Source organism: Idiomarina sp., assembly GCF_048260185.1.
Taxonomy (GTDB): domain Bacteria; phylum Pseudomonadota; class Gammaproteobacteria; order Enterobacterales; family Alteromonadaceae; genus Idiomarina.
Genome location: NZ_JBLXHB010000003.1, coordinates 31720 through 45702 on the forward strand (window position 1 = coordinate 31720; position 13983 = coordinate 45702).

A 13983-nucleotide genomic window follows, 5' to 3' on the forward strand; every position below is an offset into this window, starting at 1 on the left:
TTATTTATCAGGGAGTTCAAACCGATATTCATGCCGCGCCAGCGGTTTTTCAACGTCTACCTGGTAGGTTTCTACCAGTACCTGTCCGTCATCAAAAATACTGAACACACGAAACATCGGTGTGTGACGAGTTTCGTCCGGTATTTTTGTACGTTCCAGTGCAGGCATATGTAAATAATGAACACCATCAATCTGCTTAGAATGATTAACCCGTTCCATATCCATATGCAAATCGCCCGATATCACTGCTGCTAAATTCGGTTGCGCAACAATGCCTTTAAACCCTTCGTGCGTCACACCTTTATCTGCATTTTCAGGGTACACACCCGTTTGTGCACCGTGAACAACAAGCAGTACAGGTTTCGGAGCCAAACGCTCTATTTGCTCCTTCATCCAGGCAATGCCCTCGTCGCCAAAATCCCGACCGAAATCCGGAGAAGCGAACACCAAAGCAACAGAGTCGCGCTCCAGAACATAGCTTGGTTTCTCTATGGAAATTTTACCGTCATTCCACAAGTTCGCATATTTCAGGTAGCGCTCTACAGTAGAGCCATGCTCCTCGTTGCCCATAATAGGATAGAACGGCAGGCTCAGGCGCTGCAGTACCGGTGTCACGTTTTCGTATTGAATCACCGTGCCTTTATGCGCAATGTCACCTACCCCGACAACAAAATCCATAGTGCCGTCTTCCGCCAATTTGTTTACATCATCAACGGCCGCTGACACACCCGGGAATTCTGCTTTGGGTTTAGGCTCAGCATCACCCAGTACAGCAAACTTCAATACCAGACTGTCGTCAGAACGAGAAGCCTCAGCACCATTAGCAAAAACGCTGGTTAAGGTCATGCATACTAGCAAGGAAATAACAGATAAGACTCGGGTTACGGACATATAGCAACGCTCTGTGTTGGTGTTTAATCACGAGGCCGGATGCTATCGAATGAATGTGTCAATGGCATGACGATTAAATGACAGCAAGCTTAACGCTTCACTATTCGTCTGGAATGATAGCCAGCAAATCAGTGACACCAACATCGACACCGGCTTGTGAAAGTAACGTAGTGGTTTGCCCGCGGTGGTGTGTTTGATGATTAAAAACATGAACCAATAAACTAAAGAGTACCTTCTTAAACTCAATGCCTTTGGTGTTTTTGTAGGTGATTGTTTGTTGCAATTCGCTGTCCGTTAAAACTTTTGATAGCGACAGAAATAGATTATCGAGCTGTTGTCTGTATTCAGCCAGATCTTTTAGTTTTGGGTGGAGAATGGTATTCAATGCCTTCGGCATAGATAGCCGGGAAAGTGCGTCCAGTTCCTGGTGATGGCTTAAGTCGGTAGACATACGCTTTAACCAAATGGTATCAGCAACTGCCAGATGATTCAGTGTGCCTATTATAGAACCAAAGAATGCTCCCCGGTCCTCGCTGAGTTGCTCGTCAGAGAACTGAGAGCATGCATCGTAGAGTTTGAGGTTCATCCATTGGTTGTATTCGGCCATGAGACAAACATAACTGTTTTGTAGCACAGGAGTTTCTCCTTAGGTTTATTTTCAGTAACCCAAACGAGCCCGCTTTTACTAACTAACGAATTTAGACATCGCGCAGCTCTGCGGTTGCTCACTGCCTTCAAGACCCGCTTTAACTCCTGCTCTATTTCGTTCTGGCAAGTTCTGGCTCGCTTTCAATTTACCCGTCAGCGTTTCAATTTCTATCTCTATACCAACAATAGCCTTAACTAAGCGGCCGGTGAAGTCCTCAGGAGCATCATCTACCTGCCAGGGCTCGTTCATTCCTGACTCATGCTGGTCTGTTAGTTTCGTTAAATGCTGCTTTAGCCAAGTTGCATCTTCAACAACCCTAGCTTTACCTGCCGCATGCACAGCCAGATAATTCCAGGTTGGTACAACTCGCCCGGTTTCTGCTTTAGAGGGATACCACGAGGGAGAAACGTAACCGTCCGGCCCCTGGAAGACAGCAAGAACTTGGCTTCCATTTTCCAGGCGCTGCCATACCGGGTTATTACGTGCCACGTGACACTGAAGCGTTCCCAGAGATTCGCCTTCTTCACAACTCAAATGAAATGGAAGATGGTTTGCCTCAATGCCATCTTCATCGGCAATAATTAACACACCAAAACCATAGTCGCGAATATACTGGTGCAACTTTACGTTGTCATCGTCCTCGAAGTGCTTCGGTACGTACATTTTTATAGTTCCAAATTAGTTTAAGCAATAACTTCTAAGCTTTCTCAGCAGATAAAGCAAACCATATAGTAAAAGCGCTCATCTTCGCTACTCACGCTAAAACCGGTACGCTGATATAACCGAACTGCGGGGCTATTTTTAAATACTTTCAACCGGAGTGTATTGACCTTCTCTTCCCTCGCAAGCTTTTCTGCCTGCGCGAGTGCTTGAGAACCAATTCCCCGCCCCTGATACCGCCCATCCACCTGCAAGTCTCGCAGGTGACAACCATCATCATCATCGAAAGACAGTCTGATAACGCCTACGGGTTCACCCTCAAATAGAATGTCGAAATTCATCAGCTCACGCGTCATTTTCTCGATTTGCACACTGTCCCACTCAACCGAATACTGTTCGTAGTATGAACGCATATTGGCAAGGGTCAGCTCTGCAGCGCTAGCTAAGTTCTTAGCAGGTCTGAAGGTAATCATGATGATTCCCCATGTTTAAGTTACCTTGTATAACCATTCTTCCGTTAAATATTTTGTCTCTACCAGAGCCCTTGCCGCGGATAACTCTTTGGGTAAATAGTCATCGACCTGGGTTTGATAAGCCTGAGTAAACTGATTCATAAAAGCATCAATAATGGCGGTTCTGGTTAAGCCTGTCTGGCTACGCATAGGGTCAACTCGTTTATTGGCACTGGTAATGCCTTTATCCGAGAGTTTCTCACGCCCAGTACGTAATACCTGTAGCATTTTATTGGCGTCGATATCATAGGCGAGAGTCGCATGATGCACGACAACACCATTGGCAAAGCGCTTTTGTGCTGCTCCGCCTATTTTGCCTTGCGCAGAAGCTATATCATTTAGCGGTTTATAGTAGGCTTTAATACCAACCTCAGCTAATGCCGCCAGAACCCAGGCATCTAAAAACTCATAAGACTTTTCAATGCTCATACCATCGACTAATGAGGTGGGTACCGTTAATGAATAAGTAATGCAATTACCGGGCTCCATGAACATAGCACCGCCACCTGTCGCCCGACGTACAACTTGGACATTGGCCTCTTTCGCGGCGGCCATATCCACTTCATTTTTTACTGACTGGAAAGAACCAATCACCACCACAGAATCGTCCCAGTCCCAAAACCGTAATGTTGGGCCTCGTAAACCTTTGGCAGCTGAATCGGCTATCACTTCGTCTAACGCGGCATGTTCTGCTGCGGGCAGCGTTACTGGCGGAATAAGAGTAAATTGATGATCAAGCCAGCTGCTAGCCTTACCTAAGGCACGTCGTACAGCCGTAGCAACAGCTTCGGCTGAAAAACCAAACATCATTACGTCTTCATCAAGTGCTTCATCAATTGCGGCAGCGAGCGTTTTATGGCTTGAGGTTTCGGGTAGTCCGGTTAAAGCCTCATTGATTAAGTTTAGCGCAGAATCAGGTTCTAAGAAAAAGTCGCCTGAAATACTGACTTCACTCAGACAACCATTTTCTAAATTAACATCCGCAACGACTAACTTACCGCCTGGTACTTTATATTCTCCGTGCATGACTTTCCCCAATTAATTCATCTCAGAATATTAACCCACCCAAGCTCTAGCGGCGCATAACCACTTTTAGGCGAGGTTATTTATGCTGGCCTGATCTTCTATAATGCAAACGATACAATACCGCGAGCGCGAGGCAAATAACGGCTGGCACTAACAAGGCCTGAAATTGTAATAACGTGAACAGATAAGCGCCGGATGCTCCTCCGGTAACAAAGCCAGCAATGATTAATCCGAACAATATCGCTTTTCTTTTATCGAATGCTTTGCCGCGCATAACCGACCCAAACATAATGCCTAAATCAGTAAAAATACCGGTGAGGTGCGTGGTCCGTACAATGGCACCGCTGTACGTCGTTGCTAGGGCATTTTGCATACCGCAGGCTAATGATGCGGTGAAATGACCGTAAAATGATCCTTCAGACAGCAAGTAAAACGAAGCAAATATCAGCAGTGATTCAGCCGCAAGAGCAATGTCGTAGCGACGCTTTAACTTTAGCTGTGTGCCGTGCAATAAATAGCCAGACAGACCGGCACCAACAAAAAACGAGAACAACACACCTGCCAAATGCAGCATGTCAGCAAAAGAGCCCGACAGCATACTGGTACCAAACAAGGTGGCGGTACCTGAAACATGAGAAACCGCCTGGTGTTCAAAACCAAGCAAACCAATAGCGTTTATACAGCCGGCTACGAACGCCAGCACAAACGCCCCATACTCAATCCATTTAGGTAGTTTAGATATCAATCCCGATTAACCCATAGCGGAAAACTATGCAAGGCGGGACTCCTTGCTGGAATCGCAAAACTGTCCCGTCAGCCAATGTATGTCGTATTGTTTTTGTTGTTTTGACAACGTTTTTTCCTGTCTAAACGGTAATTTTTGTACATCAGGTAGCTTCTAATTCTGACCTTTTATCCACCGTTTTGCAGTACTTTTTTGCGCTCTCCTACACCTCAAACCCAAAAAACAACTTCATGTACTGAAAGAACCCTGGGTTGGCGTAATCCAGCAAAGGTTCTCGACTCACTTTTCGTCCATGCAGATAAATCTGTTCCACTTCAGTTGAAAGACTTAAGTCTTCAAAAATTTGCTTGTCGTGCAAAGTGAAATGCGCAGGACGACCCTCTTCAATTCTCCAATCCACATCAAGAAAATCATAGGCGCTGTATGTAGATCCCAGAACAATATCCCAGGGAGACATCCCCATTTTCTGCAAAAAATACATTTCTCGATGGAAACCTACGCCTTGAAATACGGCGAAATTTCCACCGTCGGAGCCCACCAGTATATTGACTCCAGCGGCATCTAAACGCTTAATCGCATCGTTCCGGTTTTCGAGAGCGCCATCTGCCTTTAGCCCTGCAACCCAGTCAAAATACACCTTATTTTCTGCGGTTATTGGGTAGTCGCTCAACAGATCTTGCTCGACTAATGCATCCGTCATTGGAACGGAAAGTACTGAGGCAGCGAGCTCATCGGAGCCTGAGTCGTGCAAATACAGCAGCTCGTTTATAACACTCACCGTAGGAATAATTACAGTTCCCTGTTTTACCAATAGCTCGGGAATATCGTCGGGCATAGCGTGCCAGGGCAAATGGGTAACAGCATCAGCGCCTAATTCTGAGGCCGTGCGAATATCACTCCAGGAACCTATATGCACCACAGACTTAATATTTAGACGCCTAGCTTCGTTCAAAAACGCCTCAAGCGTAGCCTCATCAACGGTGGGTTTACTGCCCGCGTTATCGAATACAATTTTCACGACATTGGGCTTAGCGGGGCTTAGATCACGCAATTCCGAAACCGCTTCTTCTGGCGTACTGATCAATCGCGTTTCACCAAAGTCACAATGCCCGGTTGGAACGGTAAAGCAAGGGCCCGCAGCAAATACGTAGGCTTCATCGCGCTCCTGTGGAAATTGCTGATCGCGATACTCAAAAATATCATTCTCATCGCTATATAAATCTAGCCAGCCATGCACGCCTGCGTACAACATGGCGTTCGCGGTGCCGCGTATACCAATGTATTGATAGTCGCTACGATCCAGCGATGAATTGCCCATGCTGTGGGAATGCATATCGATAAAGGCTGGCATTATTACTTGCCCTTTACCGTCACGCACATCGGAATGCGACAAGGGCACCGAGCTATCAACAATTTGTTTAAACTTACCATCCGCAACTTCAATGTTAACGGGCGTTAATTCGAGTGTTTCGAAGTTTGGCAACAACACATTGTTTATTACAAAGTCATTTGCCAAAGCCTGCGTGGTTATAAACAACGCGACGAATAACCATAACTTTTTCATATTATTCTCCGGTTATAGGTTTAGATGCTTTCTTAGCGCTACGGCGCCGCGTCTGCTGGTCGTAATGGTGTCGTTTACACCCTCGAAACGAAGTAAAAGCGCTCCGTTTTGCCACTTTTCTATTTGATGAATATGTTGGGTATTTACGATGCTGTTACGGTGCACCCGCAAAAAGGAAGATGGCAACTGGCTCAACAAGCATTCCAGACTGCCATCCAAATGGTGTTCGCGCTCAAGGCATTGCGCTACCACCAAGCCCTGTGAAGCTTTTAAAAACCGAATATCGAATGAGTTCAGCATCCGTATTTTATCGCCGACTTTCGCGGTGAGTTGCACTGTGGCGGGCTCTGCAACCTGAGGCTCTGGTAACACCACGCGCTTTAAAGCATGACGCAGTCGCGGCAAGTCAAAAGGTTTCAGTAGATAATCTAATGCCTGTTTCTCGAATGCCTTCACGGCATATTGGCTATAAGCTGTGGTAAATATCACATGGCACGGGTGCTTTATTGCTTTCAGAACGTCAAAACCTGACAACTCACCCAGCTCAATATCTAACAGAACCAAATCTGGTTTGAGCGAGTTAATGTCTTGTATTGCCTGAGGCGCATCGGCGCATTCAGAAACGACCTCAACGCCTTCCACTTGTGCAAGCTGCGTGTTTAACTTCGAGCGCGCGGGCGCTTCGTCTTCAACGATAACTACACGCAAGCGTGGATCGGTAAGGTAATTTCGCACACCGCACCTCCTTGCTCTGACGTATCGTTATAAAGCGACAGCTCACCACCTGTAATATCAACACGTTGTTTTACAATATTGAGACCCTTACCAGCTCTAGATTGCTCATCCAACGACTGCTCAGAAAAACCTTTACCGTTGTCTTTTACTTTGAATATCAACTTGCCTTGCTCCACTTGCACGCTAATGATCAACTCAATAGGTCGGCACTTCACGTGCTTCATAACGTTCTCAATCAGCGGCTGCAGTAACAGCGGCGGCACCTTCAATCGTCGCCTGTCGACGGAAGATGCAATTTGCCAACTAATGTTTAAGTTATCGGTGAACCTCGCTTTCTCAACCGTTAGACAGGTTTCGCAAACAGCAAGCTCCTGCTCCAGAGACACCCACTCATTTTGCTGATCAACGGAGTAGCGCAGTATGTCGGCTAGCTTGTGCAGTACATCGTCAGCTTTGTCGGGTGATGAATGAATTAGCGCCGAAATGGTATTCAAGGAATTGAACAGAAAGTGTGGATTTAAACGGCTGGTCAAATCGGCCAGTTGCGCTTCTTTTCGCAGCTTTTGTTCGTTAACAAAGCGTTGGTACAGAAGATACATATGCGTCATCGAAAAGATAAACACGCCCCACAGGAATGCCGATAGAATCTGCTCCTTTACCGGAAACTGATACTGCGGAAACGCCAGCGAATGCAGTCTACTGACAATATTGGCACCAGCGAACATCATCAGAACGTACAACGCGCCCTGAATGACTACGTGCATACGGGCAACATACTTCTTCTGTTGAAACCAATAGAATAGCCAAAACGGGCCGAGGTAAAAGAATGCCAGCCAAATTGGCAGGCTGATCGCAATAAGGTGTAAGTGTTCGCTATCAAACTCTATCCACTCTAACCCTGCTGGTATCAGGTAGAGAATAACCAGCAACGCCGATATCGATAACTTTTCTTTTTTATTGAAGCTCATACGTCAGTGCCGTTAGGAAACTGACTGCTAAGCTAGCCCAGCGTAGCAATAGATACAAACAAGGAATGCGTGAACGGTAGGAATTTAGGTCTGAGCGGCAAATAGCTCATTCATGGGAACGGAAACACGTTAACCAAAACGCCGTTCGTGTCAGCTACCATGAAGCGCCGCATACCAAAGCTTTCATCTCGCCATTCCAGTTCAATAGAGAAGCCCCGTGACGACAATTTAGCTTCTTGCCTTTTGATGACTTTCCATGATTCCTCCTGCCATCACTTTCCGTATTACATACTAATCTTTTAACGCCTGAATAGATTTTTGAGTCTTACTTAGGTTTTCAGCCAAGGCATCGAGTAATTTTTGATACTCCGCCGACTTCTCACCCAGCTCAGTGCGTTTTACCACAGTTGCGAGTTCTTCATCTTCCTGCAGACACTTATCCAAAATGGCGCTTTTAGAATTCGCAGAGAAAAACTGGGTGAGTTCCCCCTCAATTATCTGCATCAGCTCTTTATCAGGGTCAGGTTTAGCTGGTAGCTCGCCTAAGTCTTTAACTACATTCTCAAATGGTTCAATATAGGAAGATCTTTCGTTGGCAATATCATTAAGCTTACTGGCGAGGTTATCATCCCCAACCACTTTCGCTATCTCCCGGTAGTAATCCGTTGTCTCAATGACTAACTTCAGAATTTCTATACTATCGGCCTGATTATCTGTGCGTAATATCGACATTTTAATCCTTGTTTACGTTAGGCAGTGGCATATCGCCAACAACAGCTTCAATAGCCTTAGGCATTACCTCGAAATTTGCCGGTGTATCGGTTTTAAACTCACCGTCGGCCTGAATGCGCTTAGCCCTGGAGGTTTTAATGCTAATTTTTCGGGCCTTTTTACAGACAACCCGCTCTGCCTTTTGCAAATTGCCGTTACGAAAATTGACTCCCAGTAATAACAACCGCCACCACCGTATTGGTTTCAAACAAAATAAGTTCAGTTGTCCATCCAGCAGTGTAGAGTCATCATCAACAACGTTTCCGCCACCGTAGTAACGACCATTACCTACCGCCAGGTGAATTGCCTTTACAGACTCCTTCCAACCGTCAGCTTCTATTTGAACTTTAAAACTCTTGTTGCGCTTCATGACGCTGGTAAATGCGCCCAAATACGCAAACACGCCAAAGTATTTTTTCATTTCTGACGTCAGCTCGCGGGTGACCTCTACACCTAAACCAACATGAGCGACATTCACAAAGTAACTATGATTCACCTTTGCCAAGTTTATGCGTTCTCGCTTGTCATTAACAATAGCCTGAGCAGCTGCAACAACGTCCTGCGAAATGCCAAGCGAGCGCGCCAAGTCGTTAGCTGTTCCCATCGGTAAAATGGCCAAGGTTTGCTCGCTTTTATAGATTGACTCCAACGCTGAGCTGATGGTTCCATCGCCCCCGGCAACAATTACCACTCCTTTTTTCTCACGGTAACTTTCAATGCATGAGGCCATATGAGATGGACTTTCAGTGACGCAAACCTCAACCTCAATGCCGGAGTTTCTGAGCAAGTCGGTGGCTTCGGTTAACTCCTCGGAATGACCATTACGGCTCTTCGGGTTGATAACTAACAACGCATGCTGCAATGCCTTACCTCTTCCTGTTATGCACTGCGTTAAATATAAGAGGTTTATTCCAAGGCTTCAAAGCACTGACGGAATATTTACGTTGGTGATTTGGGGGAGAGGTCAATTTGAATTTGTTTCGCCTCAGCCATGAGCCAATTTAAGCCCCACAATACCGGCACAAATTAGCCCTAAACTGACCAGTTTAAGAACGTCCGCTGACTCACCGAACAAAAACATACCCATAACCGCTGTACCTACGGCACCAATGCCCACCCAAATGGCGTAGGCTGTGCCGACGGGTAAAGTCTTGAGTGCCAAGCCTAACAAGACAAAGCTGCCGACAAGGGCAACGGTAGTGCCAACGGTTGGCCAAAGCTTAGTGAAGCCGTCTGTGTATTTTAGACCAACAGCCCAGGCGACTTCCAAAAGACCCGCGATAAATAGAATGACCCAACTCATAAGCACCTCTTCATGACTTTGGGGCCGTCCCCGAATGAAAATTGAGCGGTGAGGTCGTCCTCACTTCGGTTTGGTTTATGCCATAAGCCCAATACTAATTTTTATCGTTGTTATTAGCACGACATAAGCCAAAACTCCTATCGATTTTCTGCGCCTCTGCGGCAGCAGTTCTGGAACAACAGACCCGTCACTATTTTGTAATTTAGAAGACCAAAAGATCATCCAAAATATTGTTAGCGTCGCAGGCTTATCGTTAATGACTAACTTACTTCTTCTAAACGGCAGCAAGCCAAGAAAGACTGAGTAAACCAGAGTGCCATTTTCTTTTAGCTCGAACTTTGTCGTCAGGCGGTCATAGGAAACATCCAGCTCTAACGATTCAAATGTATGTTGTCGCTTTTGGAATCTTTGGAATTTCATTTTAAACACTTATGCACCGATATGGCCGATAATAGGGAGTGCGCTTAGCTGAGTTTTTCCATAACAAAGTTACGCAGCTTCCGCCCACGAATTTCTATCGTTTGCTCTTTTGCGACTTTAAAGCCAAATTTCTCATAAAACGGGCGAGCCGTGATGCTCACCTCGGAGTAAAACTTGGTGATTCCTTGTAACTCACCCACTCTTAATACGTGCTCCATCAAGTGACGCCCGATACCTTTACCCTGATGCTCGTGGTGACAAAAGAAATGATCAATTAGCCCATCTTCCTGAAGGTCGGCATAACCAACAATTTCTCCGTCAATTTCCGCAACAAAAGGAGAAATAGCATTCATTTTTTGCTGCCATACCTCAGGGGAGGCGTTATCCGGCGCCCAGGCTTCGACTTGCGCTTGTGTGTAGTCACGTGAGTTCACATTGCGAATGGTGTGATAAAAAATAGCCCATAAATCACGCGCATCTGATTCGTTATATTTTCTGATGTTTATCATGCTGGTGTTTGCCGTTCACGCTCAATCACTATCATGACCGAGATCTAAATAAGCGATGAGATACCCGTATTCTTTATCCGTAAGCATCCCTTTTGAATGATGCTGCTTTGCCAGCTCATGGCTCCACTCTCTTCCTTCGGGAGCGGGCGGAACCGACAAATCCTTTTCGAGAAAGGAGGTATTTTCAACAATGTAGCCTCTGGATACCGCCTCTTGAGCGCAATGCGCCAGAACATATTCAACCGCATATTTATCAACACTCGGCTGCCATGTGTATTCCGTTTTGCATGCAACCTTTCGTTCGCCCTCGGCGGTTAGGTACTCCAAACGCCCCGATGTGCAAGCTGATACGAATAAAGCTAACGCGAAAACGATACAGCTACTTTTAATTTTCACCGGTGTGATTCCTGTTTATATGACGCCCGCGTCACAGGCTTCATTGGAATGGAGCCTTTTGGCATATAATTGCGCAGCAATGCTAAAAGGTTTAACGGAAATTAAGTCCTTGGTGCACGCGCTTGTTACAACTGCTATTTTGTGGTAATATGCCACGTTTGATGCAAAATGACACAGGAGCTCTAATTATGGCTACAAACAGCATAAGATTAGACCAAGAACTTGTAGAAAAAGCTACTATTATAGCCAAGGCTTATAACAGAACGCCGCCTAAACAAATTGAGCACTGGGCTAGGATTGGTGAAATTATGGAAGATAACCCAGAGCTACCATATGAGTTTGTGAAACAAGCTATTATTGCGCAAGCTGAAAAAGATGCGGGTAAGCTCGAGAGTTACGATTTTGACTAAAGTTAAAACAGTATTACAAACGCCAACTTTTAAGAAGGCCGTTAAAAAGTTAAAGCCTAACCAAAAGAAAGATCTCGACAGTGCAATCAGGGAGCTGATGAGTGATCCATTTATAGGCCAGCAGAAAAAGGGGGATTTAAGTTTTTTACGGGTTCACAAATTTAAAATGAATAAGCAGCTCACTTTACTTGGCTATAGTTATGATGACGGAGTTTTTGCTTTAGAACTTATGACTTTGGGCAGCCATGAAAACTTTTATCGTGATGTGAAACGAATTTTCTAAGGTTGTAACGCCCGCAACACCGGACAATTTGTAACGCAGCGAAAAATTGTTCCGATGCTTGCGATTGTTATATTTTTGCTTGAATGTTGACGGATCCAACGCCCCAATCCCCATCACCTTGTTGGACGAAAGCCAAGTTCACTTTAGTGAGGAAGGCACTCTCAGTTCCCATCCATCTTGCCAGACTTGCCTTCTCATCGGAAAGCTCTACATTTTTCTTTGCCACTTCACTTTGAAGTATCTCTTGTATAATGCCCGCTGAGAAATCAGCCAAGCTGAGTAAATCTGTTGTTCCTGCATCATTTTTGAACGGTTTTGCAAATCCATATATCTCGTAAAGATTGTCGCTGTACATTGCAAGGCACTGTCCAAATATCTTTTGTGTATGCGTAAAATCGCGCCTCTTACCATCGACGTTTATAGAATCATGATCGCATAGCCACAAAATCTTTTGATCTGAGAAAGCAACAAGTGACATAAAAACACTTATTGCATGGCATACACGAAGAACTTTTTCTGACTCCTTCCCTTTCCATTCTCCTAAATCGTTCTTTCGGAATAGCTCTACAATTTGATCGTGAGCCTCTTTTTTCTCAAGGCCAAAAAGACTCGGGATTCTCTGATCTACAGAAATGGTAATCAAAGCACCATGAATGAAATTATCAGCAAGACTAAGATATTCCTCCAGCGACCTGGATATGGGACCATAGCTTAGATCTTTAAAACCGAACTCTTTCCACGGATCGTTTAGTCCGTGTTTGACCCTCAATTCTTTGGTTTTCTCTTCAAAAACAACCTTCTTGTCAGCGGAGCAAATCAAAATGGAGTATGTAGTAAAGTCTGCACCTTTGTGCTCACCACCAAAATCTGAAAGGATAAACAATCCTTTGTCTTTGGAAAAATCAGGAAGGGAGACAAGCTTCTCAGCTTCTCTTGCGAGCAGGCGCCCATACAAAGGATGATCTTCTGTTAATTTAGGAACCTTGAAGGGTCCACGCTTAATTACGCTCATGCTTCCTCAAAATATGCCAGCCATCACCGGTGCAAAAGCCGTAGCGGAGCGAAGGTTTTGGCATCCGGTGCATAGCATTGTTATGCATTGTTCAGTGCTCGCCTCAATTCTCGAATCCAAACTTGGTAGCCAGCAGAACTCAAATGAACCCCATCACCAACGTGAAAATCCGATTTTAAGTTATTGTCCGGGCCACGTAGCGAACTCCCCGCATCGGAAAAGGTCACATTCTCATATTTTAAGGACAGGTCACGAAGCAATTTGTTTACTTTTGAAATTCGATTATTCTCTGAGTTTACTCGCTGGACTCTTTCATCCACTGGGAGTATTGCGCTCACGACGACCGGGATCTCCTCTGGAATTGAATCCAGTATCTTTTTGTAGTTGGTGACGATTTTTTCATCACTTCTCCGGCGAAGGTCATTGACTCCGATAGCAAGCACTACTGTATCTACTCTATTTAATGACTCATATTTTCTAATCCGGTTTAACACTCCAAGTGTGGTATCGCTGCCGATGCCGTAGTTAACTGACGGATTTGCTATTGCCGAAGTTGCCAAGCCCTGGGTAATGCTATCCCCAATAAATAATGTGGCACCATCTGGTACGTTGCCGTCCATGCGGAAATGATAGGTAGTGATCCGGTCATAGTAGGCAGACAATTCTGGAGTGGTAGAAACGCCGAGTTTGTACCCCACTTTCTCAATGAAATCGGACTTGGCCAGCACAAGCGCCAAGAGGACGTGGAGCATGAAGAGATAGACTACTCCCAATTTCCTTGAAGTTCGCATCACTACTCCTCTACTGCATAACATTTGTATATTGTGCATGCGCATTCTATGCGCTCATCAAATTATTGCTTTTTCTTAGTAACCCTCTGAGAGTCTGTTTGATTTTTCAGACCCACACCAAAAACAAGCAATCCAATTCGAGCATGCTTATTTCCATTCTAACAAGTGCACAATATCTAACTTTACGTTTTTATTATGTAATTGACATTAAACGAGTTAAATAAGTAATACAACAACAAACTATGCGATATTGCTTACAAACGTGAGTCATAAGTTATGATCGGCCCCATGCCCATTTCCCTCGAACCCATAATCCAGTAAAATCCCCTGATCATTCA

The 13983-nt window shown here is 45.1% G+C and carries 19 protein-coding genes; 2 read left to right on the forward strand and 17 right to left on the reverse strand.

All coding sequences use genetic code 11. The features are described 5' to 3' along the window. The 15 genes from ACN0RF_RS07795 to ACN0RF_RS07865 form a co-directional block, all read right to left on the reverse strand. Complete coding sequence (locus ACN0RF_RS07795) at window positions 1–846, reverse strand: metallophosphoesterase family protein (RefSeq protein ID WP_227016361.1); 846 nt, start codon at window positions 844–846, stop codon at window positions 1–3. A gap of 145 nt (window positions 847–991) precedes the next feature. After that, window positions 992–1525 carry a DinB family protein gene (locus tag ACN0RF_RS07800; RefSeq protein WP_417438587.1) on the reverse strand — a complete coding sequence of 178 codons (534 nt, stop codon included), beginning with the start codon at window positions 1523–1525 and terminating at the stop codon, window positions 992–994. 51 nt (window positions 1526–1576) lie between these two features. Next, window positions 1577–2203, reverse strand: coding sequence for an FMN-binding negative transcriptional regulator (locus ACN0RF_RS07805; RefSeq protein ID WP_417438588.1), 627 nt, complete (start codon window positions 2201–2203; stop codon window positions 1577–1579). 44 nt (window positions 2204–2247) lie between these two features. After that, window positions 2248–2673 (reverse strand): GNAT family N-acetyltransferase, encoded by a 426-nt coding sequence (locus ACN0RF_RS07810; protein ID WP_417438589.1) that lies wholly within the window; start codon window positions 2671–2673, stop codon window positions 2248–2250. Window positions 2674–2688: 15 nt separating this feature from the next. Then, complete coding sequence (locus ACN0RF_RS07815; protein ID WP_417438590.1) at window positions 2689–3738, reverse strand: lipoate--protein ligase family protein; 1050 nt, start codon at window positions 3736–3738, stop codon at window positions 2689–2691. Between the two features lie 76 nt (window positions 3739–3814). Beyond that, on the reverse strand, window positions 3815–4483 hold the full coding sequence (locus ACN0RF_RS07820) for a YoaK family protein (protein WP_417438591.1): 669 nt from the start codon (window positions 4481–4483) through the stop codon (window positions 3815–3817). A 202-nt stretch (window positions 4484–4685) separates the two neighbouring features. Further along, complete coding sequence (locus tag ACN0RF_RS07825) at window positions 4686–6047, reverse strand: amidohydrolase family protein (RefSeq protein WP_417438592.1); 1362 nt, start codon at window positions 6045–6047, stop codon at window positions 4686–4688. A gap of 12 nt (window positions 6048–6059) precedes the next feature. Next, the gene (locus ACN0RF_RS07830; protein WP_224797761.1) at window positions 6060–6782 is read right to left on the reverse strand and encodes a LytR/AlgR family response regulator transcription factor; all 723 of its coding nucleotides are present in this window, start codon (window positions 6780–6782) and stop codon (window positions 6060–6062) included. Next, window positions 6746–7750 carry a sensor histidine kinase gene (locus tag ACN0RF_RS07835; protein WP_417438593.1) on the reverse strand — a complete coding sequence of 335 codons (1005 nt, stop codon included), beginning with the start codon at window positions 7748–7750 and terminating at the stop codon, window positions 6746–6748. The genes ACN0RF_RS07830 and ACN0RF_RS07835 overlap by 37 nt, the downstream gene beginning before the upstream one ends. A 291-nt stretch (window positions 7751–8041) precedes the next feature. Beyond that, on the reverse strand, window positions 8042–8482 hold the full coding sequence (locus tag ACN0RF_RS07840) for a hypothetical protein (protein ID WP_417438594.1): 441 nt from the start codon (window positions 8480–8482) through the stop codon (window positions 8042–8044). Between the two features lies 1 nt (window position 8483). Further along, entirely contained in the window at window positions 8484–9383 is a 900-nt protein-coding gene (locus ACN0RF_RS07845) for a lipid kinase (protein ID WP_417438595.1), read from the reverse strand. A 123-nt stretch (window positions 9384–9506) separates the two neighbouring features. Beyond that, window positions 9507–9824 (reverse strand): quaternary ammonium compound efflux SMR transporter SugE, encoded by a 318-nt coding sequence (sugE, locus tag ACN0RF_RS07850; protein ID WP_303732060.1) that lies wholly within the window; start codon window positions 9822–9824, stop codon window positions 9507–9509. 75 nt (window positions 9825–9899) lie between these two features. After that, a complete protein-coding gene (locus tag ACN0RF_RS07855; protein WP_417438596.1) occupies window positions 9900–10244 on the reverse strand; it encodes a hypothetical protein in 345 nt (114 codons plus the stop codon). A 44-nt stretch (window positions 10245–10288) separates the two neighbouring features. Beyond that, a complete protein-coding gene (locus tag ACN0RF_RS07860; RefSeq protein WP_417438597.1) occupies window positions 10289–10753 on the reverse strand; it encodes a GNAT family N-acetyltransferase in 465 nt (154 codons plus the stop codon). A gap of 21 nt (window positions 10754–10774) precedes the next feature. Further along, window positions 10775–11149, reverse strand: coding sequence for a hypothetical protein (locus ACN0RF_RS07865; protein ID WP_417438598.1), 375 nt, complete (start codon window positions 11147–11149; stop codon window positions 10775–10777). A gap of 188 nt (window positions 11150–11337) precedes the next feature. Here ACN0RF_RS07865 and ACN0RF_RS07870 point away from each other — a divergent pair, with 188 nt between their 5' ends. Together ACN0RF_RS07870 and ACN0RF_RS07875 are read left to right on the forward strand one after the other, a co-directional pair. Beyond that, window positions 11338–11559, forward strand: coding sequence for a TA system antitoxin ParD family protein (locus ACN0RF_RS07870; RefSeq protein ID WP_058576644.1), 222 nt, complete (start codon window positions 11338–11340; stop codon window positions 11557–11559). Further along, complete coding sequence (locus ACN0RF_RS07875; RefSeq protein WP_053953157.1) at window positions 11552–11842, forward strand: type II toxin-antitoxin system RelE/ParE family toxin; 291 nt, start codon at window positions 11552–11554, stop codon at window positions 11840–11842. Before ACN0RF_RS07870 ends, ACN0RF_RS07875 begins: the two co-directional genes overlap by 8 nt. 67 nt (window positions 11843–11909) lie before the next feature. On the opposite strand, the gene ACN0RF_RS07880 is transcribed toward ACN0RF_RS07875, so the two are convergent. Both ACN0RF_RS07880 and ACN0RF_RS07885 read right to left on the reverse strand, forming a co-directional pair. Beyond that, window positions 11910–12854: a hypothetical protein gene (locus ACN0RF_RS07880; protein WP_417438599.1), complete on the reverse strand. Its 945-nt coding sequence runs from the start codon at window positions 12852–12854 to the stop codon at window positions 11910–11912. Between the two features lie 80 nt (window positions 12855–12934). Beyond that, window positions 12935–13645: a GDSL-type esterase/lipase family protein gene (locus ACN0RF_RS07885; protein ID WP_417438600.1), complete on the reverse strand. Its 711-nt coding sequence runs from the start codon at window positions 13643–13645 to the stop codon at window positions 12935–12937. Between the last annotated feature and the right edge of the window lie 338 nt (window positions 13646–13983).